Origin of the sequence: Adlercreutzia sp. ZJ154 (assembly GCF_011039055.1) — a bacterium.
Lineage (GTDB): Bacteria > Actinomycetota > Coriobacteriia > Coriobacteriales > Eggerthellaceae > Adlercreutzia_A.
Window position 1 is genome coordinate 81237 of the sequence record NZ_JAAKEF010000003.1, and the last position, 22070, is coordinate 103306.

Below are 22070 nucleotides of genomic sequence, written 5' to 3' on the forward strand. Positions count from 1 at the left end.
GCAAATAATCCGCATACATTTCGCGGGAGTACTCGGGAAGGCATATATGCAAAACGCTAAAACATATCGCGCCATTTGTTTCGATTTAGACGGCACGCTTTTGCCGATGGACATAGATGAATTTATGGTCGCTTATTTTAAGCGGATAGCTACTTATATGGGTATGCATGGTATGGATCCGGAATTGTTTATGTTGGCTTTGAAGGCGGGAACTAAGCGGATGGCTACCCATACGGAAGACCATACAAACGAGCAGGCATTTTGGGATGAATTTTGCCAAGTATACGGAATTGACAGCGATGCCGAGCGCAAGCGCGTAAGGCAAATATCAACAGATTTTTATGCGAACGACTTTCCGCACATTGGCGATGGTTTTCAGGGTAATCCGGCGGCTGGGCGCGTTGTGCGCAAACTGGTGCAGAAGGGCTATCCTTTGGTGCTGACCACAATGCCAATGTTTCCTAGACGCGCGATTGAACATAGATTGGCATGGGCTGGGGTAGAGCCGGGTTTGTTTGCGCGTATTACGTCATATGAGAATTCATGTTCTGTGAAGCCCAAGCAGACTTATTACGCCGAGAATTTAGCCGCCATGAACTTGCGCGGAGAAGACGTGCTTATGGTGGGAAATAACACCATGGAGGACATGTCGTTTCTCGATCTGGGTGCCGATGGTTATCTTGTAACTGATTATTTGCTAGACCCGATCAATTTTGATCTGAGCACCATAAAGCATGGTTCTATGGCAGACTTCGAAGCGTGGGTGGATACGTTGCCGCAATGCTTAAATCCAGCGCGTGAAATTTCATGCGGCGTGGTGGATTCTTCTGAAATGCAACGAGCGCTTTCTGAAAACGCTTTGCCCGGATTAGATTTAGCAGATGCACAGGCGAAGGCAGCTATAGTAGCCGATGCTGTGGCGGGAAATCACGAAGCGGGCTCTGCAGGCAAGTTAAAAATAGGTAGTTAACATGCAGCTTTTCGAATGCACAATAGATGCCACATGTGGTAATGCGCGGGCACTAACATATACAACGGCGCACGGAAATTTCTGCACTCCTATGTTTATGCCGGTGGGTACGCATGCAACTGTAAAGGGTATAACGCCAGATCAGCTGCATGTGCTAAATTCTCAGGTGGTGCTTGCGAATACGTATCATTTGGCTATGCGCCCGGGTGCCGATTTAGTGGCAGAAGCCGGCGGAATTCATGAGTTCATGCAATATGACGGACCTATGCTAACCGACTCTGGGGGTTTTCAGGTTTTTAGCTTGGCTGATACTGTAAAGCTGCACGACGACGGCGTAGAGTTCCAAAGCATTTACGATGGTAGTCATGTGTTTTGGACTCCGGAAGAGAACATGCGTATCCAGCAATTAATAGGCGCAGACATAGTAATGCAGCTTGACCAATGTGCGCCTTATCCTGCAAGTAGGGATTTTGTGCAACGCGCGGTGGACTATTCTAGCGCATGGGCACGCCGGTGCTTGGCTGCGCATACGCGACCCGATCAGACGCTTTTTGGCATTGTGCAAGGTGGGATGCACCTAGATTTACGTCTTGAAAGCGTGCGTCGTTTGCTGGAAATAGAGCAGGATTCGCTGGCTTTCGGCGGTAGGCGTTTTGGCGGTTTTGGGATAGGCGGCTACTCGGTAGGCGAAAGCCACGAGGTAATGTTTGAGACGCTAGGCGAGGTAGCGCGCGCTCTGCCGCAGACGCGCCCGCGCTATCTTATGGGTGTCGGCAATCCTACAACGCTTGTGCGAGCTGTAGCTGAAGGGGTGGATATGTTCGATTGCGTGCTGCCTACTCGCACGGCTCGTATGGGTACCGCATTTTCCAGCACGGGGCGCATGAATATGCGCAACGCTAAATTTGCGCACGACTTTACGCCGCTAGACCACGAATGCAACTGTTATACTTGCACGCATTTTACGCGCGCTTATATTCGCCATTTGGTAAAGCAGGATGAAATGCTAGGCGGTATATTATTAAGTCTGCATAATCTTCATTACCTGTTAGATCTTATGCGGCGCGCGCGAGAAGCGGTGTTGGCGGGTGAATATGATGCTTTTTTGGCGGCATGGATGGCAAGTCCTGCTGCAAAAGATTATTAGGCAGGCGAATGAGTAAGTTTGATCCGAAAATTTATGCAGGACTTCTGCGCGTGCGTCAAGCCTACGCTTTCGAGATAGGCTGTTTTCTCATGCGCTTTTATGCCTATATGATGAATATCGGCACTGTAACTATGGTTACACTTGCCGGATATTCGTTTTTTATTGCGGGGCTTACATCTTCAGTTATTGCGCTGTCTACATTTTTTATATCGCCGCGTGTATCGAAATTGGTCGATCAGTTTGGGCAGCATAAAGTAGTGCCCGCTGCCGCAGCTATAACAATAGCTGGTCTTGCAATTATGCTTGCGAACGTGGTGATGCATGGTCCGGAATGGGTGCTGTTTGTGGCAGCAATTCCTATGGGTTTTATGCCAAATCCGCAAGCATTGGCGCGTGCGCGCTGGACATTTTTGATAAGGTCGGGGCGACTGGGTAGCGCTGCACCCGATTTGCGCACCATGTTTTCATATGAAGGCGTGCTAGACGATGTAGGATTTATGTTCAGCCCGTCTATTTCGATTGCGTTAGCTTCAGCTATTACACCTATTGCGGGTCTATTTGCAGGCGGTGTCTCGTTTGTGATTGGGGTCTTGCTTCTTACGATGTCGCGCGCAACCGAGCCAACGCCTGGCTGGGGCACAAGTGATACATCCGAGAAATTGCAGCGGGCGCAGACCGATCAGTCAGTACGGCAAAAAAGCGTGCTGCGCACATCTTCAGTTGTGCGCGTACTGTTTGCGCTAATGTTTTTTACGGGTGCATTTTTTGGCGTGTTCGACGCTACTACTGTTGCCTTGGCAGAAGAGCTTGGTAATCCCAATATAGCCAGCATAGTGCTTATTGTGGCATCTTGCGTTTCTATGGTAACGGGAATTTTGTTCGGCATGATACATATACGAATTCCGCAATACGCACAATTGGTGGGCGCATCTGTGGCTATTGGCTTGGCGTATGGCAGCATGTTTTTGGTCAATTCGGCGCTTTCGCTTTTCATAATGTCTACAATAGCAGCGCTATTTTATGCGCCTATGTTAATAACGGCGAATGCTACATGCGAACGTGCGGTACCGGGCAGCCGCATAACGGAAGCTATAACTTGGATGAATGCAGGCGCTACGTGCGGTATGGCGTTTGGACCATCTGTAAGCGGCATTATTGTTGACAACTTTGGTGCCGCTGTTAGTTTCGATTTTGGTGCTGTGCTGGCGCTGGCGGTGCCGGTAACTGCACTTTTATGTATGCGCATATTGCGTCGCGGCGTTACTACTACCTACACCATAGCCGCTCAATCCAAGAAATAATTCAGCAAGTGCAGGCTATGAATAAGCACATTTGATTATATTCTTGTCATTTCTCCATATTTTGTCTGATTGCTTGCTTGTTGTGGCAAAATATGAAAGTTAGCGCTTGAACGGGCGCAGGAAGTGGTTTACGTATTTACGGGAGACTAGCAAATGGCATTGCAGCGAAATGTTAAGAAGAATACGCACAATAAAAATAGGCGTAATGTTTGGTTAATGGTTTTAACAATACTGTTAGTAGTTGTTTCGGTAGTGTTGTTCATGCCGCCTTCTGAGAAAATCAATCAGGGTCTTGATATACGCGGCGGATTATCGGTTGTACTTACGGCGAAGACTGACGACGGCAGCGCCATAACTACAGAAGATATGGAAACCAGTCGCGCTATTATTGAAAACCGCGTTAATGCGCTTGGTGCATCTGAAGCTACCGTACAGGTACAGGGTACCGACCAAATTCTTGTACAGATTCCCGGTTTGGAAGATACGCAAACGGCTTTGTCTACTATTGGTCGTACTGGTCAGCTGGTGTTTTCTAGGTTGGACAGCTTTACCGATGCCGAGGTAAAGCAAAAGATTGAAAATGGCGACTTCGGGCAATATGCCACCATTGAAGACGATTATGGCAACAGCTTCCGCACCGAAGAAGAAGTGCCGCTAGAAGTGCCAGAGGGTACATATACTCCGCTTATTACGGGCGACCAGATAACGAATGTTACTGTCGATCGCGCTAGCGAAACCAGCGCCTATTATGCCGTTAACTTAACCCTTAATGCTGAAGGGAAACAGGCATTTGCTGAAGCTACATCTGAGCTTGCTTCAAGTAAGGGCAAGATAGTAATCATTCTTGATAATCAGGTGGAAAGCGCCCCTGCAGTACAGTCCGAGATTCCCGATGGAAACGTTTCTATCACCGGCAATTACACGCTTGAAGAAGCTAAGGCGCTGCAGACGGTTCTAGAATCTGGCTCGCTTCCTGTTAGTTTTGAGTATTCGCAAAGCCAAGTTGTAGGACCTACGCTCGGTCAAGATGCGCTATATGCTGGTCTTATTGTTGTGCTTATTGGTCTTGCACTTGTTATGCTGTATCTGCTTGTTTTCTACAAGGGTCTTGGTCTTATTACCGCTGGTGCTATGCTGGTGTTTGCATGCCTATACCTTGGAATTTTGGCGGGTCTTTCCGCATTTGGACTGTTCAGCTTATCGCTTGCTGGTCTTGCCGGTATTGTGCTTACAATTGGTATGGCTGCCGACTCGTCAATTCTGACGCTAGAGCGTTTCCGCGAAGAGATTCGCATGGGCAGAAGTGTGCGTGCAGCCTCTATTACAGGTGTTCGTCACGCCATTCTTACATCTATTGATGCCGACCTTGTTTCTATGGTATCGGCGCTTTCTCTGTTCTTCTTGGCTAGTGCATCAGTCAAGGGCTTTGGTCTTACGCTGGCGCTTGGCATTGTGTGCGACATCGTTATGATGCTTGTGTTTAAGGCACCGCTTATTCGCTTGCTTGCGCCAAAGGCCATTGCGCATCATCCGGGTTTCTGGGGCATTAAAGACAGCCAAGATGCCGCAAAGAGTTACGAAGCTATCGCGCAGGCTGAAGGTGTGTCTGTGTCCGATGCTGAAACGGCTATGCAGATGAATGCCGACGAATCTGATGAAATGGCACGTGCGCGCGGCGGTGAACAGGCAGAATCTGTTGTGGTGAATACGGCGCGTAAGGTGCGCGGGCGCTTCATCAAGCACGATATTAATTTCTTGGGTTACAGAAAGATATTCCTTACAGTAGCCGCTGTTGCCATGGTTGCATGTTTTGCAATTATGGGAATACGCGGGTTCAATTTCGGTATTGAATTTGTTGGTGGTTCATCTATTACTTACACCAACACAGGCGATTTACAAACTGAAGAATTGCGCAGCGCTTTCACGGAAGCTGGGGAACCCGATGCGGTTATTCAAACCACTACCGCAAATGGTGTAGATGGCTTCCTTGTGCGCATTGCCACAACCGATGCTGAAGCTGCCGCTGCTACTGGACATACGGTGGCAGAGTCGCTGGGCATTCCAGCAAGTGAAATAAGCGTAGACACCATAGGTCCCGACTGGGGCGCTAGCGTTATTCAGTCGTCGCTTATTGCATTTGTGGTTTCTATGCTGCTAATTATTGTCTATATCGCTATTCGCTTCGAATACAAAATGGGCGTTATTGCAGTTGTAGCGCTTCTGCACGACCTTATATTAGTGCTGGGAATTTATGCGCTGGTTGGTCGCGAAGTTAACCCCAACACCATTGCTGCGCTACTTACTATTCTTGGTTACTCTTTGTACGACACGGTGGTTGTATTCCACCGCGTGAACGACAATATGAAAGGCGAGGCTATACGCTGCACCTTTATGACAATGGCAAACCACTCTATTAATCAGGTGTTTGTGCGTACCATAAACACAACGTTAACTTCGTTCGTGCCGGTTTTTGCAATGCTTTTGTTCGGCGGTGAAACACTGAAAGACTTTGCGTTTGCTATGTCTATCGGCTTGTTGGCTGGTTCGTATTCATCGTTTGCTGTAGCTATGCCTCTGTATAGCATGTGGAAATCGCGCGAGCCAAAATTCCAGAAACTGCAGAAGAAATACGGCAACCAAATCGGTCTGTTCCAGTTTGATAGCGCAAATTCTCCTGAGATAGAGCAGGTGCCGGTGGCTCGCCTAGAGGCGGAAAAGAAAGCCAAGAAAAAGATGGATAAAATTGCCACTGATGCGGGTGCAGGTGTTGCGCAAGCCGGTGGGGTTGGTAGTGGGGCTGTCAGCCAAGCTGTCAATAATGCTGCGCAGGAACATAAGGCTGAAAGCAAGCCTGCTACCAATGATGCAAAAAATACAGCATCGCAAAAGAGAGGAAAGCGTCCCGATAAACCTAAAGGTCAAAAGAATCATCAACAAAAGAGTGCGCCTCAAAAAGACGCAGAAATGCAAAGCGATACCGGAATAGAAGGCATCCGCTTTGTGAAAGACGATTCTGAAAGTGCTGACGAATAATATGGCAAACACAATACGTACAGGCAGCGCACCAAATTTCTGTCCACCTGCAGAAGAGGGTATAACTTTTACTTTTGAAGATTCAAATGGCGATCTCGTGCAGCTAGAGTTTTTAGGGCTCTTGCTGCACGGGGATGCCCGTTATGGTTTCTTTTTCCAAATCGATGACTACTCTCCTGCTTTATCATCTGGCGAGGTTATCGTGTTGGAAGTAACCGAACTAGATGAAGACGGACAGCCCGATTCCTTTGAATTTATAGAAGATGAAGCTATTGTGCGCGATGTGTACGAAGAATTCAAAGTAGCTACACGCGATTTGTATCAATTCGAATAAACTATTCGACTATTCGACCGTCGCGCATCTGTATAACTCTGGTAGCAAGCGCTTCAACATCTTCCATATTGTGAGTAACCATTAATATTGTTTGCCCTTCATTGTGTAACTGTTTTAGAAGTTGGGTTATTTCGGCGTGCATATGTGGGTCTAAGCCAGCGCACGGCTCGTCTAAAACCAACACATCGGGCTTCATTGCCAAAACACCCGCAATGGCTACTCGGCGTTTTTGCCCACCCGATAGCTGAAATGGGTTTCTATTGGCGAAATCGCGCATATCTAGCCCGACTTGTGCCAGCGCAGCGCATACGCGCGAATCTATGTCTTCCAAGCTAAGCCCTAAATTGCGGGGACCGAACGCTACATCCTCATATACTGTTGGGGCAAAAAGCTGCTTTTCGGGATACTGCATCACTAGCCCCACGCTGCGACGAGCCTTGTTTGAGGCAAGTTTATCGGCAATATCTTCTTCGCGGAATAAAACACGCCCTTTAGTCGGGTGCAACAATCCGTTAGCGTGCTGAATAAGCGTGCTTTTACCGCTTCCAGTGCGACCTATAACGGCTACAAATTCACCTTCGTACAGGTTTGCAACTATATCTTTCAAAGCTTGGCGCGAATCGCCGTCTTGGTCGTAGGTGTACGACACATTGTCAAAATCAAGCAGAAGCGGTAATTTGGAGAAATCCATGACTGCATTGTCTGCCTCTTTTTTGTGAAAAAACACGGGGCTATTCGGCGCATCTTTTTTTAAGATATCTTTTTGGCACTCTGATGCTTTTCCGTTATGTATTTGCACTATGCGGTCGGTTTGCGCAGCTTCCTCCATTGAATGTGTTGCCATTAAAACGGTCATGCCGTCTGCAACAAGTTTGTGAATATTGCGCATGAAGTCGGCTCTGCCTTCGGGGTCTAGCATGCTTGATGCTTCGTCTAGCAGCAACACGCGGGGCTTCATTGCAAGTGCTCCCGCTAAAGCTAATCGTTGCTTTTGACCCCCTGAAAGCGAATTGGTTTGTCGGCGCTCAAATCCTTCCAAACCAGTGGCTTTCAATGCATAAGTTACGCGGCGGCGTATTTCTTCGCGCGCCAATCCTATGTTTTCCGGACCGAATGCAACTTCATTTTCCACTATGGAAGCTACTAGTTGATCGTCTGGGTTTTGAAAAACTATTGCGCATAACTGCCTAGTATCAAACCCTTTATTTTTTGATGTGCTGCAGCCAAATATGCGAACCGTACCTGACGATGGCTGCAAAAGCCCACAAGTCAGATGCAACAAAGTGCTTTTCCCGCATCCGTTTTCGCCTACTAGCGCTACAAATTCTCCGGCATGCACGCGCAGCGTTAGCCCGTCGATTATTCGGCGGTTGCCATACGAGAACACTACATTCTCGAAACATATAGCGCTCAATTCAGCCATAATATGATTTTACATGGAATACGTTATATCGATAATAGGGGCAGGTGCATCTGGGCTAGCGGCTGCGGTGGCTGCTGCTGAAAGTGCGCGCGCAACTGGGCGGCATGTGCGTGTGGTTGTTTATGAAGCTACCGACAAGATAGGGCGTCCAATTTTGGCAAGCGGAAATGGGCGGTGCAATTTTTCGAATGCCAGCATCGATGTGCGCAAATATCACAGTGCCAATTTTGCCTCGGCAGCGCTTGAAGCTTTTGAACAATGTGTTGCTAGTCTATATGGTGATGGATGTTCGCCCGCATCTGCTTCTAGTTCATCTACGCTGACACATAATGGTGTGGTCAAGTTTTTTGAAGCGCACGGTCTTATGTGGCGCTGCGAAGACGATGGCAGGCTGTACCCGAAAGCGAATAAAGCATCTTCAGTCCTAGATGTTTTGCGGCGCGCTTTGGAAACATTCGATGTCCAAATTCGCTTGGGTTGCGTTGTGGAATCGGTGGAGCCACCGCGCAAGCGTGGCGCGCGTTTCACGATGCGCCTGCGTGGTGGGGCGCTTGAACGCGCCGATGCGGTGGTGCTGGCTTGCGGAGGCAGCGCGTCTAATATAGTGGCGCACAACATTCCATATGAACAACCTACACCTATGCTTGGACCTATAGCTACCGATACGCAACATACAAAGCCGCTAGACAATATTCGCGTAAGATGCAGCGCCAGTCTTATTCGCAGCGGGCAAATTGTACACACAGAGCGGGGCGAATTACTTTTCCGCAAATATGGTGTGTCAGGAATAATGATGTTTAACTTGTCTCGTTTGGCGCAGATGGGTGACAACATTTCTATTGATTTTCTACCGGAAATTCCTAAGGCTGAAATACATCAATTTTTGCGCGATAGGGCGCGGGAATTGTTGAACACATTTGGCAGCGTTTCATGGAGCAATTTTTTGTCGGGCATGTTGCTGCCATCAGTGGCTGATGTAGTGCTAGGGCGTGCTGGCTTTCGCGCGGAAGATAAATGCAGCTTAGCGTTGCTTGATAAGTTGGCAGAACAGTTAAAGTCATTCACTCTTGAATATAGAGGCATAGGGGATGTAAAAAACTGCCAAGTGCATCGCGGTGGGTTTTTGCCCGAGGCAATAGATGCGTGCACAATGCAGGTGCGAGATGTGCGCAAATTACACATAACGGGCGAGGCTATAGATGTAGACGGTCCGTGCGGCGGTTATAACCTTCATTGGGCATTTGCCAGTGGCATACTAGCTGGTGTTTCGGCGGTGCGCAGCTAGTGAAATATATTGCGTCGAATATACCAGTTTCGCTAAACGCTATGCTGCCGCGCAAGCGTAAGTTGCTTAGGCGCGAAGTTGCTAGCGCCATAGGGGTTGATGCAGCTAATCTTCACGATTTGCGTATTGCGCGAAAAAGTGTAGATGCCAGAAAGAAAAACAACGTTCACTACGTTATTTCGTGCACGTTTAAATTCGTGCAAAATGCGGGGCAGAATGCATTCGCCGCGCCGTTGGCTGACAATGGTGAATCTAGCACTTCTGAATGGCCATACAAAACTGCAAAAGGCGTAACCGTGCGCGCATTCAAGCCGTTTTGTCCGCCTCCTATTCCCGATATGTCGAATGTGTTTGCTAAAGCCGAAATAGATCGTCCTTTAGTGGTAGGTGCTGGACCGGCTGGGCTTTTCTCTGCGCTGTGGCTTGCTCGCGCCGGCTTGCGTCCTGTTGTAATAGAGCGCGGGCAAGCTGTGGAACAGCGCGAAAAAACGGTGCAGGAATTTGCCGCGGGTGGCGCTTTAAACACAAACAGTAATATACAGTTCGGGGAAGGTGGTGCCGGCACTTTTTCCGACGGCAAACTTACATGCGGAAAGAACGATCCCTACATTCGCGCTGTCTTGCACGAATTTGTTTTAGCGGGCGCACCTGACGACATTTTGGTAGACGCAAAACCTCATATTGGGACCGACTATCTTCCGAAAACAGTGCAGGGAATTCGCAGCGCTATACAACAAAGTGGTGGTGAATTTCTGTTCAACACGCAGTTGACCGGCATACGCCCGACCAGCAAGAGCAATGTTTCCCCAGATGAGGGCTATACCAGCTGGACTGCCGAACTTCTAAATTTAGAAACCGGCAATACAAAAGAGCGCTGTGCTAGTTCTATAGTTTTAGCCATTGGGCATTCTGCGCGCGACACTTTCCAGATGTTGCTAGATGTGGGGGCAGCTATGCAGCGCAAGCCATTTGCGGTTGGTGTGCGAATAGAGCACCCGCAAAAACTTGTAAATAGGGCGCAGTATGGAAAAGCTGCGGGGCATGCGGCGCTTCCGCCAGCCGACTACAAGCTAGCGGTGCGCACAAAAGACGACCGGGGCGTTTACACGTTTTGTATGTGTCCCGGGGGAGAAGTTGTGGCTGCTGCTAGCGAAAATGGTGGTGTGTGCGTAAACGGCATGAGCACTCATGCGCGCGATGGCGAAAATGCAAACAGCGCACTTTTGGTCGAGGTGCATCCAAGCGACTTTCCGGGCGAAGACGTGATGGAAGGAGTTCGTTTTCAGCGGAATTTGGAATGTGCTGCTTACAATTTGGCGCTAAAGACCGCGAAGGCAAATTCGGAAGCCGCATTAGCCGACCAAGCGCTACCTTATTCTGCTCCTGCCGACCGAGGTCTACTTTGTTCTTCGTCCGCCCATCAAGCGCTACCTTATTCTGCTCCTGCTCAAACAGTAGGGTCGTTTCTTGCCGACTCTAATGTAGCTTTGTCGAAGTCTTCAAATTCACGTGCGACATCCTTGTCAAAAAATGTTTCACGTGAAACATTTGTACATAACGCATCTATACACAACTCATTTGAGCATAACTCATTTGAGCACGACTCATTTAAGAATAACTCATTTGAGCATAACGCATTTAAGCACCACTCATTTGTACATAACTCATTTGAGCATAATCCTGAACAGGTATTTCGCGCCACTCAGACCGCATCGGATAATTTATCCTCTTGTAAGTATAATTCTGAACAGGCAGTTGTTTCGCCTGAAAATGATTTGGATGGCGCAAATTCGAAAAAAAATGTTTCACGTGAAACATTTGTACGTCCTACGTATTCGCGTGGTGTTGTTTGGGCTAATCTTCGCGAATGTCTACCAGAGTTCGTGGCAGACAGCATTGCTGAAGCTATTCCAAAAATGGATCAGAAACTTCATGGCTTTGCGAACCCCGATGCGGTTATGACCGCAGTTGAAGCGCGCAGTTCTAGTCCAATAAGAATATTGCGAGATAAGATAACCCTGCAGTCTGTTAGTTTGGAAGGTCTGTTTCCCGCCGGAGAAGGTGCGGGCTATGCCGGCGGAATAACTAGTGCCGCCACCGATGGTATTCGTGTGGCACTTGCCGTAATGCGCCGTATTGCTCTGCAGACCACTAAGGCGAATTTCCCGCAAGCTGTTGCTCATCTTCGTACAGGTGGCGCACTAGTGTTTAATACTGAAACCGTGGCTGGTTTGGGTATTGCGGTACAGGCTGCGCAATCGCCGCAAGTTTTATACCAATTGAAGAATAGAAGCTACAATAAGCCTATATCGTGGCTTGTTGCCTCGCCTGATGCGCTGCACAAATACGGTGAAGACGTTCCCGAATATGCGCACTTGCTTGCTAAGCATTTCTGGCCCGGACCCCTCACTTTAATAGTGAACGCAAATTCGCATGTACCTGCGGCTTTTATGCCTAACTCCCACACGCTGGGTTTGCGCATGCCAAACAGCGTGCAGATTCTTTCGCTAATAAAGGCTTGTGGTCCTTTGGCTGCTACGTCGGCAAATGTTTCCGGGCATCCAGCGCCTGCAAATATATATCAGGTTGACTCGCAGCTTGTAGTGCAAGCTGGGTGCGTTTTAGACCCTGCTGCCGAAAACGAAGGCAAAGACGGCAATTCTAAGGCTAAAGTTGAAGCTACATATTCGCAATCCGAACTTTCCAATGCCATGTCCGACTTGCAATCTTTCGGCATTGCGTCAACTGTGATTGACTGCACAAGCGCTACGCCGAAGATTGTCCGAGAAGGCTGCATAACAGCCGCCGATATTAACGATGCGCTGCTATACTCTAGCCGTGCAGCCAAAGACATAACGAATTGAGCGGAAGGCTATCATGCGTATAAGCATTGCAAGCGATCACGCGGGATTTGAGCAAAAGCAGCAACTAACGCAGTATCTACGCGACAAAGGCTACGATGTGGCAGACTTGGGACCAGAAAACGACGACAGAGTAGACTACCCCGATTTCGCTGAAGCTGTAGCGCGCAGCGTGGCTGATGATAGCTCTCGTTTCGGCGTGTTGGTGTGCGGAACTGGCATCGGAATGGCAATAGCTGCCAACAAGGTGCACGGCATACGGGCGGCAAATGTAATAAATCCGCAATTTGCTGAACTGGCGCGCGAACACAACGACGCAAATGTAGTGGCGCTGTCGGGGCGGTTTATCGACATAGAAACCAATAAGCTTATATTAGATGCATTTTTGAACACGCAGTTTGGCGAGGGTCGTCATGCCGGGCGTGTGCAGAAAATTAACTGTATAGAAAGCTAGAATGGCGAAATGGCGAATTCGCGAACTTGTGAACTTGCGAACTTGCGAAGTGGCAAACTCGCGAACTCGCGAACTCGCAAAACCGCAAGCTCGCAAAACAAAAAATGACAGATTCACGAAATTGCGAATTACCCAAAGACTAGCAAGTAACTAGCCAAAGGAGTGGACAATGCCCATCGAGGCTCTAGAGCAAACCGACCCGCAGGTAGCAAGCATATTGCGCGAAGAACTTGTGCGCGAACGCGGCACCATAGAGCTAATCGCTAGTGAAAATTTCACCAGTCTGGCTGTTATGCAAGCTGTGGGCAGCGTCTTAACTAATAAATATGCTGAAGGTTATCCCGGAAAGCGTTACTACGGTGGTTGCGAAAAAGTTGACATGGTCGAAACCTTAGCTTGCCAGCGGGCTTGCGAACTATTTGGTTCTACATTCGCCAACGTTCAGCCGCATTCCGGAGCGCAGGCAAATTTTGGCGCATACCTAGCGCTAGTAGAGCCGGGCAGCACCGTTATGGGTATGAGCCTGCAACATGGCGGGCATCTTACGCATGGAAGTCCAGTGAATTTTTCTGGCTTGTTATACAACATGGTCAGTTACGGCGTTAGCCCCGAAACCGAGATGATCGACTACGATGCACTAGAGCGCCAAGCCAACGACGTGCGCCCAAAGATGATAGTAGCCGGCGCAAGCGCTTATCCGCGCATAATAGATTTCGAACACTTAGCCGATATAGCGCACAGTGTAGGCGCATATCTAATGGTAGACATGGCACATATCGCAGGATTAGTGGCTGCCGGTTTGCATCCAAGCCCCGTTCCGCATGCCGATGTTGTAACGTCAACTAGCCATAAAACATTGCGCGGACCTCGCGGTGGATTCATTTTGTCAAATAGCGAAGAAATAGCGAAGAAAATTGATAAGGCGATGTTCCCCGGTGCTCAGGGCGGACCGCTTATGCATGTTATTGCTGGCAAGGCTGTAGCTTTTGGCGAAGCGCAGCGCCCTGAATATAAGACATATATGGAAAATGTTGTCCGCAATTGTACCGAACTGGGCGCCGGCATGATAGAAGGCGGCTTGCGCCTTGTGTCCGGAGGTACCGACAATCATCTATGTCTAGTCGATCTTACGGCATCTGGTGTTACCGGCAAACAGGCAGAGCAGCTGCTGGAAACAGTTGGTTTCACCGTGAATAAGAACACAATTCCCAATGAAACGCGCAGTCCGTTTGTTACTAGCGGCATTCGCGTAGGCAGCGCGGCTGCCACCACACGCGGTCTGAACGCTACAGAATTTCGCGAAGTGGGCGCGCTAATCGCAACTACGTTGTTTAATTCTACCGACGAACAGGTGAAAGCACAGGTGAGCAAGCGGGCTGAATCTCTTTTGGAAGCACATCCTTTATATCCCGGATTGGAATACTAAATGAACGACGCAGTACAAGATATACGTCCTAGCTGGGACGAATATTTTATGACTCTTGCAAATCAGGTTGCTACGCGCACTACATGTTTGCGCAGAGGCGTGGGTGCGGTCATAGTGAAAGATCGTCGCATTTTGGCTACAGGCTACAACGGCGTTCCCTCTGGACTTGCGCATTGTGCTGAAACTGGCTGTTTGCGCCAACAGCTTGGGGTGCCATCAGGTCAGCGCCACGAAATATGTCGTGGTCTTCACGCTGAACAGAACGCAATAATACAGGCGGCTCGCTTCGGCACCGATATAGACGGCGCAAGTATATATGTAAACACGCAGCCCTGTGTCGTGTGCGCAAAGATGATAATAAATGCCGGTATAAAAGAAATTGTTTATCAGAATCCTTACCCAGACGAACTAGCCATGCAGCTTCTTAAAGAGTCGGGAATTTTGATGCGTGAATTCCGCCCTCAAGATTAAAAAAAGAATGAAGTTCGCCATAATTGCGCAATAGAATTTCCTGCTTCACCCTATTTCATGCGATTTGACCGGGATTCGTGGCACCGTTCACCTTTAATTATTTCAGAAAGGTAACGTAGTTATCCGAATCCGTTTATCATTCTGTAACGTTTGGAGACAAGTTGCGCTTATGCGCAAGGCACGCAAACGAGGTAGCGTGAATGGTTCTAGCAATCTTGCTTGGTGTTTTAGCCGGACTTGTGGGATTTGTCCCATTAGTTATTGGGCTCAAATTAACCAAGCGCACGACGCATGGAGGCACCGCAGCTTCTATGATTGTGCTCATGCTGGGATTAGTGGTTTCGTTTGCGCTTCTTTTCGCTTTTGCAGCTTTGTTCTTCGGATACGACCACGACAGAGGCATTGCATTTTTGTTAGCTGAAGTATTGGCTCTTAGTGCTGCTGCAATTGGCTTTGCTCTGTGGCAGATGCTTAGAAGATAGATTAGAAGGGAAGTCCGCGTGAACGCTCTCGAAGTATTGTCGGAACACGTACCTGAACTTAAGGAGTCTTTCGATTCCGCTATCGTTATCGGAAATGGCACGTTTGGTCTTACTCAGTACACCTTATGGATGATAATCTGCTGGATTCTCACGCTTGTGGTTATTTTAGTAGCCGCACGCAAGCTAACTCTGATTCCAACTAATAAATTCATTAATACTGTCGAGTATGGCTATCAGTTCGTGCGTAACGACATGGGCGAAGGCGTTATCGGTCATGGCTTCAAAAAGCATGTGCCGTTTTTAGCGACACTTTTCTTTTTTATTCTGATATCTAACTTTGTTGGACTTATTCCCGGATGCAAAACACCTACAGGAACCATATCGGTCACTTGGGCTCTTGCAACCATCTCTTTCATTTACTTTAATGTACAGGGAATTAGGGCTCATGGTGGTTGGGGCTACATAAAATCAATTGCTCCTTCAGGGCTGCCGGTGGTTATGGTGCCCATCATATGGTTCTTCGAGCTAATCTCGCTTGTGCTTCGCTGGCTCACGTTGGCAGTTCGACTTTATGGCAACATGTTTGCAGGGCACATGGTTCTCGGCATCTTTGCTTTGGCATGTGGCATCTTTTTAACTACGGGCATCCAGTCAATAGATATAGCTACTGGCGTTATATCGGTGCCGTGGTTTTTGCTGCTAACAGTTATGTATGCGCTGGAAACTCTGGTGGCTTTCTTGCAGGCATACGTATTTACCGTGCTAACTTCGGTTTATATTAGCTTAGCCACTTCGGCACACTAATAACTAGGTGTATTTGACGATTCGGCTAGCGCAAAACGTGCGTTACGTTTAGGGATTATCCGGCTCTCCGGCTGGTAATCATAAAAAGAAATGTTTTTGGGAAAACAGGCTCAAAAACGGTAAAAGGAGGAAACTGTGGAAATCGAACTCGTACTCTCTGCTCTCAAGGTCATCGGCTACGGCCTTGGCGCCATTGGACCTGGTCTTGGCATCGGTATCGCTTGCTATGGCTGCTGCGTTGGCACTGCTCGTCAGCCCGAGGTTCAGGGTCGTCTGTTCACCAACTTCATCATCGGCGCTGCTCTTGCTGAGGCGCTGGCGCTTATCGGCTTCGTTCTGGCGTTCATCCTCTAGTCCTTCAGGCAAAAAACAATTTGCCGTTAAAGGCTGGAAGGAGGTAGACACGTGAGAACAAGAGCGAAACAGGCAGTCAGTGCAATAGTTGGGGCTTCTGCGGCTCTAGCCGCTACGCCTATGCTGGCTTTTGCTGCTGAAGGTGCCGAAGAGGCTGAAAGTGCCGGAATCTCTGCCATTCTCCCCGACATGATGGAATTCGTTCCTATGCTCGTGGCGTTCATCCTTCTTTGGATAATCCTCGCGAAGTTCGGCTGGCCTATGTTTAATGGGATGCTAGAAAAGCGCGAGAATACCATTCGCGAGGCTTTGAAAAAATCCGAAGAAGCGAAGATTGAAAGCGAACGTGTGCTGGCAGAGTACAGAGAACAGCTAGCAGAAGCTAAGGTGCAGGCTACTCAAGTAGTTGCCGATGCACGTGCTACAGGCGAAGCTGTGAAGGCCGACATACAAGAGAAGGCGCGCGCCGAGGCAGCCGAAATGATAGCCAAGGCGAAGATTACTATTGAAGCCGAGAAGAAGGCTGCAATAGCTGAGCTGCAGGCATCTATAGCTGACACATCAATCAATGTGGCTCAAAAGCTTATTGGTGAAGATTTGTCTGATGCCGAGCATCGCGCCATCATAGAGCGTTATGTCAAAGAGGCAGGTAGCTTCAATGGCAACTAATCGTCTCGTACAGCGTGAGAAGATCGCCGTCTATGCGGAGGCGATGTTCAATGCGGCTAACGCATCTGGCGGTAAAGATGCGGTGTTAGAAGTGCGCAACCAAATGGATCAGGTGAAGACCCTGATGTATTCTGATATGGATCTTTCCTTAGCGCTAGCTAACCCTGATTACACTCCAGAGCAGCGCCGCCAACTGGCCGAGGCTGCATTCGCCGACTGCAACATAGCTTTTAGCAAGGTTGCATCAATAATGGCGGAAAATGGCGACGCCGAAGAGCTCCCGCGTGTATTTCGCATGTACGCTGAGCTTATGAAGCAGGAGCTCAATCTTTGCGTGGTAGATGTGGTTACAGCGGTTTCGCTTGACGACGATCTGCGCAAACTTATCAAGGATAAAGTTCAGGCCGACCTTGGTCTTGAAGCGATGCTAAACGAAAGCGTCGACAAGTCTATTTTGGGCGGCATAGTTATGAGTGTGAATGGAATGCGTATTGACGCTAGCATGATAAGCCAGCTGAATCGCGCTCGTCACACACTAAAGGAAACAGATGGAGGTGAAAGCTAGTGACTGAAATCACCGCTCAGACAATCGACGAAGCTCTGCGCAAGCAGCTCGACGCGCTGAATGTCAGCGTGGAGTCGCGCGAAGTCGGCACGGTCATTCAGGTCGGTGACGGAATTGCCCGTGTAGACGGCCTGCGTGATGCGATGGCTGGCGAATTGCTCGAATTCATCGGGGAGGGTGGCAAGACCGTTTACGGTTTGGCTCAAAACCTCGAAGAAGATGAAGTAGGCGCCGTTCTTCTTGGCGATGTCACTGCTATCAAGGAAAACGATCAGGTTCGTACTACCGGCCGCATCGTTGAGGTTCCTGCGGGCAAAGGTCTGCTGGGTCGCGTTGTGAATCCGCTGGGTATGCCGATAGACGGCAAAGGTCCAATTCAGGCAGAAGGCACGCGTCCTGTAGAGTTTAAGGCTCCGGGCGTTACTGCTCGTCGTCCGGTTGACGAACCTATGCAGACAGGTATTTTGGCTATCGACTCGATGATCCCCATTGGTCGTGGTCAGCGCGAACTTATCATTGGCGACCGCCAAACTGGTAAGACCGCTATCGCAATTGACGCTATCATCAACCAAAAAGAAACAGACATGATCTGTATCTATGTTGCCATTGGTCAGAAGGCTTCTACTGTGGCTGGTGTTGTTGAAACGCTTGAGCGCCATGGCGTTATGGATAAGACAATTATTGTGGCAGCGAATGCGTCTGACTCTGCTCCGTTGCAATACATTGCTCCTATGGCTGGTGCTGCAATGGGCGAATTCTTTATCTATAACGGCGAAAATGGTCAACCGGCTGGTCCGGACAATCCGGGTCGCGCCGTACTAATCGTTTATGACGATCTGTCCAAGCAGGCTGTTGCTTATCGTCAGATGTCGCTGACGCTGCGCCGCCCGCCCGGACGTGAAGCATATCCTGGAGACGTGTTCTATCTGCATAGCCGCTTACTAGAGCGCGCAGTGAAGATGAGCGACGCGAACGGCGGCGGTTCGATGACTGCACTTCCTATCATCGAAACGCAAGCAGGTGACGTGTCCGCTTACATTCCGACGAACGTTATCTCCATTACCGACGGTCAGATCTTCTTGCAGACCGACCTGTTCTTCCAAGGTCAGCGTCCTGCGGTTGATGTAGGCATTTCGGTTTCTCGTGTTGGTGGTTCTGCGCAGATTAAGGCTATGAAGCAGGTAGCTGGTTCATTGCGTCTCGATCTGGCAAGCTATCGTGAACTGCAAGCGTTTACCCAGTTTGGTAGCGACTTGGATAAGGCTACGCAAGACCAGCTGACTCGTGGTTCACATATGACTGAAATACTGAAGCAGGGCAGGTATAACCCTATGCCTGTAGCTGAGCAAGTAATTGCAATCTATGCAGGCAACAAAGGCTACCTAGACGATATGCCGCTTGCTGATGTAGTGCGTTTCCGTACTGAAATGCTAGATAGCATTCGCCTGAACAATGCGGGCATTATAGATGCTATTAACACGGAGAAGAAGCTGACCGACCAGATAGAGGCTGACCTGAACGCAGCAATAAGTGCGTTCAAGAAGTCCTTCGCGACGACGGAGTAAAAAGGAGGTAAGGTAAATGCCAAACCTTCACGACATAGAAAGACGAATCAACTCCGTCTCATCGACGAAGCAGATAACGCGCACCATGGAAATGGTGGCTGCCGCGAAAATCCGCAAGTCAACCGAGCGAATGGAAGGTGCACTTCCTTGGGCTCGTGCGGTATCGGATATGCTTGTATCCACAGCGCCGCATGCACCTATCGACTCTGAGCCGTTATTGCGCGTTCATGACAATGCTAAGCGTGCTCTTGTGGTGGTTGTAACATCAGACCGCGGTCTTGCAGGTGGATTTAACAGCACAGTGTTGCGCGCCGCCGATGGGCTAATCCACGAGAAAGAAGCCGCTGGCATGAAGGTGGAAATTGCCGCTTGCGGCAAAAAAGCCATCGGGTATTTCGGCTATCGCGGTGTGAAGCCTGTGTTTGAATTTGCTGGCTTGTCAGCCGACCCATCGTATGAGGAGTCGGTGGAGATTTCGAAATACATCGCTCCGCAATACGCTCAGGATGAAGATCCGTTAGATGAAGTCTACGTTGTCTTCAACCACGCCAAGAACGCAGCCGAGCAAACGCTTGTTATGCAGCAGGTTCTTCCGATTAGTCGCGAGAGCTATGCTGAAATATTAGGTCTTGTGAAGGCAGAAGAAGATATCTTCATGCAGTTCCGCGAGCCTTCAGACGAGTTTCCGCCGGGTGATGTCGATTATGAACCTGACGCTTCAACCGTTATGCATTGGCTGATGATGCGCTATATTCGCAACTCAGTGAACTTTGCGCTGTTGGACTCGGCGGCTGGTGAGCAAGGCGCTCGTAGAAATGCTATGAAGTCGGCGACGGATAATGCCAATGAAATGGTCGCTACTTTGACTCGTGTATACAACCGTGTACGTCAAGGCGCTATTACAACCGAGATCACCGAGATCGTTGGTGGCGCTGCAGCTTTGGAGGAATAAATGGCTGATACTACTTATCAAGAAAGGAGTCAGACAACGGGTGCAACCGGACGTATTGTTCGCGTAGTTGGCGCTGTTGTAGATGTTGAGTTTCCGCCAGACGCTATGCCGTCTATCTACAATGCTCTTACCGTGAATGCGACCACGCCTGCCGGCGAGTTCAGCACTGTACTTGAAGTGCAAACCCAGCTTCCGGGCGACATTGTGCGTACTGTTGCTATGACTTCTACAGACGGTCTTGTTCGCGGCGTTGAAGCCGTTGATACAGGTTCGCCGCTTACGATGCCCGTTGGGCAATCGACATTGGGACGCATTTGGAATGTTATGGGTGAGCCGGTAGATGGCAAGCCTATGCCAACCGATGTGGAATGGATGCCTATTCACCATCCGGCGCCCCCGTTCGACACCCTTATTACTTCGACGGAAACGTTCGAAACCGGTATTAAGGTTGTTGACCTTATCGAACCCTATGTAAAGGGTGGTAAGACCGGTCTGTTCGGTGGTGCTGGTGTAGGTAAAACAGTTACTATCCAAGAGCTAATTAACAACTTGGCTCAGGAGCACGGCGGCACTTCGGTGTTCACCGGCGTAGGTGAGCGTACTCGCGAGGGTACCGACCTTTACTTAGAGATGGAAGAGTCTGGCGTTATTAACAAGACTTGCCTTGTATATGGTCAGATGAACGAGCCTCCCGGAGCACGTCTGCGCGTTGGTCTGGCAGGTTTGACCGAGGCGGAATACTTCCGCGATCAGGGTCAGGACGTGTTGTTGTTTATTGACAACATCTTCCGCTTTACCCAAGCTGGCTCTGAGGTGTCGGCTCTGCTTGGTCGTATGCCTTCAGCTGTAGGTTATCAGCCTACATTGGCAACCGAAATGGGCGACCTGCAGGAGCGCATTTGCTCTACAACAACCGGTTCCATTACTTCGGTTCAGGCTGTTTACGTTCCTGCTGACGACCTTACCGACCCCGCACCTGCTACCACGTTTACTCACTTGGATGCTAAGACGGTTCTTTCGCGTTCTATCGCCGAGCTGGGCATTTATCCTGCGGTTGACCCGCTGGAATCTACCAGCCGTGCACTAGATCCTGAAATTGTTGGCGATGAGCACTATCGCGTAGCTGTGGGCGTGCAGCAGATTTTGCAGGAATACAAAGACCTGCAAGACATTATTGCCATTCTTGGTATGGACGAGTTGTCTGAAGACCAGAAGCTAACGGTTAACCGTGCACGTAAGATCCAGAAGTTCTTGGGTCAGCCGTTCCACGTAGCCGAGGTATTTACTGGTGTACCGGGCGTTTATGTGCCAGTTGAAGACACGGTACGTTCATTCGCTGAAATTCTTGATGGCAAGTGCGACCACATTCCCGAGCAGTGCTTCCAGAACAAGGGTCCCATTGAGGATGTTTACGAAGCTTACGAGAAGATGAAGGAAGAGGCATAAATGGCTTCCACGTTCCATTGTGTCGTAGCCACGCCTACGCGCAAGCTGTTCGATGACAGCGTATATTACGCATCCGTTCCGGGTTGCGAAGGTTCGTATGGCGTTTTAGCTGGTCACGAACTGTTGGTAGCGCTGAACAGCAAATCCGGCATCTGTACGCTGAATCTTGACGAAGCTGGTTCGCAGAAGGAAGAATTCCTGATAAGCGAAGGTGCTACGCAGATGTATAACGGCATCTTGACGGTGCTCGGACGTTTCGGTAAGAACGTGAAAGATATCGACCGCGAGTCTATGGCGGCTCGTGCCGATGAAATGCGTGAGCACATCAAGGAATTAGAGGCTGTGCATGAATCTGCGCAGGATAAGGCGGAACTAGAGTCTAGCCGCGATCGCTTAGAGTGGTACGAACGCCAGATTCGATATGTAGACGAGGGGAAATAGCCTCTGAGTTAAGTGGGTCTAACCGCTTGAATTGAGCCTGTTTTTAGAGGGTCTGGGTAATGTGCCTAGACCCTCTTCATATTTTCT

Annotated in this window: 20 protein-coding genes; 19 read left to right on the plus strand and 1 reads right to left on the minus strand. The window is 49.3% G+C overall.

Features of this window, described 5'->3' with window-relative positions; genetic code table 11:
- The first annotated feature begins 46 nt into the window (after window positions 1-46).
- The 5 genes from G7Y37_RS02405 (at window position 47) to G7Y37_RS02425 (ending at window position 6785) form a co-directional block, all read left to right on the plus strand.
- A complete protein-coding gene (locus tag G7Y37_RS02405) occupies window positions 47-970 on the plus strand; it encodes an HAD family hydrolase (RefSeq protein WP_165061218.1) in 924 nt (307 codons plus the stop codon).
- Window position 971: 1 nt separating this feature from the next.
- Window positions 972-2117: a tRNA guanosine(34) transglycosylase Tgt gene (gene tgt / locus G7Y37_RS02410; RefSeq protein ID WP_165061221.1), complete on the plus strand. Its 1146-nt coding sequence runs from the start codon at window positions 972-974 to the stop codon at window positions 2115-2117.
- An 8-nt stretch (window positions 2118-2125) separates the two neighbouring features.
- Window positions 2126-3418 carry an MFS transporter gene (locus tag G7Y37_RS02415; RefSeq protein WP_165061238.1) on the plus strand — a complete coding sequence of 431 codons (1293 nt, stop codon included), beginning with the start codon at window positions 2126-2128 and terminating at the stop codon, window positions 3416-3418.
- Between the two features lie 153 nt (window positions 3419-3571).
- Window positions 3572-6451, plus strand: a complete 2880-nt coding sequence (gene secD, locus G7Y37_RS02420; RefSeq protein WP_165061241.1) for a protein translocase subunit SecD — start codon at window positions 3572-3574, stop codon at window positions 6449-6451.
- A 1-nt stretch (window position 6452) separates the two neighbouring features.
- Entirely contained in the window at window positions 6453-6785 is a 333-nt protein-coding gene (locus G7Y37_RS02425) for a DUF1292 domain-containing protein (RefSeq protein WP_165061244.1), read from the plus strand.
- A 1-nt stretch (window position 6786) separates the two neighbouring features.
- Here G7Y37_RS02425 and G7Y37_RS02430 read toward each other — a convergent pair whose 3' ends face one another.
- Entirely contained in the window at window positions 6787-8208 is a 1422-nt protein-coding gene (locus G7Y37_RS02430) for an ABC transporter ATP-binding protein (RefSeq protein ID WP_165061250.1), read from the minus strand.
- Window positions 8209-8221: 13 nt separating this feature from the next.
- Between G7Y37_RS02430 and G7Y37_RS02435 the strand changes: the two genes are divergently transcribed.
- From G7Y37_RS02435 to G7Y37_RS02500, 14 genes are all read left to right on the plus strand, one after another.
- Window positions 8222-9493 (plus strand): FAD-dependent oxidoreductase, encoded by a 1272-nt coding sequence (locus tag G7Y37_RS02435; RefSeq protein WP_165061253.1) that lies wholly within the window; start codon window positions 8222-8224, stop codon window positions 9491-9493.
- Window positions 9493-12357: an FAD-dependent protein gene (locus tag G7Y37_RS02440; RefSeq protein WP_165061256.1), complete on the plus strand. Its 2865-nt coding sequence runs from the start codon at window positions 9493-9495 to the stop codon at window positions 12355-12357. The genes G7Y37_RS02435 and G7Y37_RS02440 overlap by 1 nt, the downstream gene beginning before the upstream one ends.
- 13 nt (window positions 12358-12370) lie before the next feature.
- A complete protein-coding gene (gene rpiB, locus G7Y37_RS02445; protein WP_165061259.1) occupies window positions 12371-12808 on the plus strand; it encodes a ribose 5-phosphate isomerase B in 438 nt (145 codons plus the stop codon).
- A 169-nt stretch (window positions 12809-12977) separates the two neighbouring features.
- Window positions 12978-14234: a serine hydroxymethyltransferase gene (gene glyA / locus G7Y37_RS02450; protein ID WP_165061262.1), complete on the plus strand. Its 1257-nt coding sequence runs from the start codon at window positions 12978-12980 to the stop codon at window positions 14232-14234.
- Complete coding sequence (locus G7Y37_RS02455; RefSeq protein ID WP_165061265.1) at window positions 14235-14705, plus strand: cytidine/deoxycytidylate deaminase family protein; 471 nt, start codon at window positions 14235-14237, stop codon at window positions 14703-14705. It abuts the gene before it with no gap.
- 200 nt (window positions 14706-14905) lie between these two features.
- Entirely contained in the window at window positions 14906-15187 is a 282-nt protein-coding gene (locus tag G7Y37_RS02460; protein WP_165061268.1) for a hypothetical protein, read from the plus strand.
- A gap of 18 nt (window positions 15188-15205) precedes the next feature.
- The gene (gene atpB, locus G7Y37_RS02465; RefSeq protein ID WP_165061271.1) at window positions 15206-15991 is read left to right on the plus strand and encodes a F0F1 ATP synthase subunit A; all 786 of its coding nucleotides are present in this window, start codon (window positions 15206-15208) and stop codon (window positions 15989-15991) included.
- A 135-nt stretch (window positions 15992-16126) separates the two neighbouring features.
- Window positions 16127-16345 (plus strand): ATP synthase F0 subunit C, encoded by a 219-nt coding sequence (gene atpE / locus G7Y37_RS02470; protein ID WP_165061274.1) that lies wholly within the window; start codon window positions 16127-16129, stop codon window positions 16343-16345.
- A gap of 120 nt (window positions 16346-16465) precedes the next feature.
- Window positions 16466-17014 (plus strand): F0F1 ATP synthase subunit B, encoded by a 549-nt coding sequence (gene atpF, locus G7Y37_RS02475; RefSeq protein ID WP_206214071.1) that lies wholly within the window; start codon window positions 16466-16468, stop codon window positions 17012-17014.
- Window positions 17004-17579: an ATP synthase F1 subunit delta gene (gene atpH / locus G7Y37_RS02480; RefSeq protein ID WP_165061280.1), complete on the plus strand. Its 576-nt coding sequence runs from the start codon at window positions 17004-17006 to the stop codon at window positions 17577-17579. Before atpF ends, atpH begins: the two co-directional genes overlap by 11 nt.
- Window positions 17579-19144: a F0F1 ATP synthase subunit alpha gene (gene atpA / locus G7Y37_RS02485; protein WP_165061283.1), complete on the plus strand. Its 1566-nt coding sequence runs from the start codon at window positions 17579-17581 to the stop codon at window positions 19142-19144. The genes atpH and atpA overlap by 1 nt, the downstream gene beginning before the upstream one ends.
- A 16-nt stretch (window positions 19145-19160) precedes the next feature.
- Window positions 19161-20096 (plus strand): ATP synthase F1 subunit gamma, encoded by a 936-nt coding sequence (atpG, locus tag G7Y37_RS02490; RefSeq protein WP_165061286.1) that lies wholly within the window; start codon window positions 19161-19163, stop codon window positions 20094-20096.
- Window positions 20097-21542: a F0F1 ATP synthase subunit beta gene (gene atpD / locus G7Y37_RS02495; RefSeq protein WP_165061289.1), complete on the plus strand. Its 1446-nt coding sequence runs from the start codon at window positions 20097-20099 to the stop codon at window positions 21540-21542.
- On the plus strand, window positions 21543-21983 hold the full coding sequence (locus G7Y37_RS02500) for a F0F1 ATP synthase subunit epsilon (protein ID WP_165061292.1): 441 nt from the start codon (window positions 21543-21545) through the stop codon (window positions 21981-21983).
- Window positions 21984-22070: the final 87 nt, after the last annotated feature.

Excerpts from the sequence above, each read along its gene's own strand:
- G7Y37_RS02405 (WP_165061218.1), top strand. The coding sequence starts at position 47 with ATGCAAAACGCTAAAACATATCGCGCCATTTGTTTCGATTTAGACGGC.
- tgt (WP_165061221.1), top strand. The coding sequence starts at position 972 with ATGCAGCTTTTCGAATGCACAATAGATGCCACATGTGGTAATGCGCGG.
- G7Y37_RS02415 (WP_165061238.1), top strand. The coding sequence starts at position 2,126 with ATGAGTAAGTTTGATCCGAAAATTTATGCAGGACTTCTGCGCGTGCGT.
- secD (WP_165061241.1), top strand. The coding sequence starts at position 3,572 with ATGGCATTGCAGCGAAATGTTAAGAAGAATACGCACAATAAAAATAGG.
- G7Y37_RS02425 (WP_165061244.1), top strand. The coding sequence starts at position 6,453 with ATGGCAAACACAATACGTACAGGCAGCGCACCAAATTTCTGTCCACCT.
- G7Y37_RS02430 (WP_165061250.1), bottom strand. The coding sequence starts at position 8,208 with ATGGCTGAATTGAGCGCTATATGTTTCGAGAATGTAGTGTTCTCGTAT.
- G7Y37_RS02435 (WP_165061253.1), top strand. The coding sequence starts at position 8,222 with ATGGAATACGTTATATCGATAATAGGGGCAGGTGCATCTGGGCTAGCG.
- rpiB (WP_165061259.1), top strand. The coding sequence starts at position 12,371 with ATGCGTATAAGCATTGCAAGCGATCACGCGGGATTTGAGCAAAAGCAG.
- glyA (WP_165061262.1), top strand. The coding sequence starts at position 12,978 with ATGCCCATCGAGGCTCTAGAGCAAACCGACCCGCAGGTAGCAAGCATA.
- G7Y37_RS02455 (WP_165061265.1), top strand. The coding sequence starts at position 14,235 with ATGAACGACGCAGTACAAGATATACGTCCTAGCTGGGACGAATATTTT.
- G7Y37_RS02460 (WP_165061268.1), top strand. The coding sequence starts at position 14,906 with ATGGTTCTAGCAATCTTGCTTGGTGTTTTAGCCGGACTTGTGGGATTT.
- atpF (WP_206214071.1), top strand. The coding sequence starts at position 16,466 with ATGCTGGCTTTTGCTGCTGAAGGTGCCGAAGAGGCTGAAAGTGCCGGA.
- atpH (WP_165061280.1), top strand. The coding sequence starts at position 17,004 with ATGGCAACTAATCGTCTCGTACAGCGTGAGAAGATCGCCGTCTATGCG.
- atpG (WP_165061286.1), top strand. The coding sequence starts at position 19,161 with ATGCCAAACCTTCACGACATAGAAAGACGAATCAACTCCGTCTCATCG.
- atpD (WP_165061289.1), top strand. The coding sequence starts at position 20,097 with ATGGCTGATACTACTTATCAAGAAAGGAGTCAGACAACGGGTGCAACC.
- G7Y37_RS02500 (WP_165061292.1), top strand. The coding sequence starts at position 21,543 with ATGGCTTCCACGTTCCATTGTGTCGTAGCCACGCCTACGCGCAAGCTG.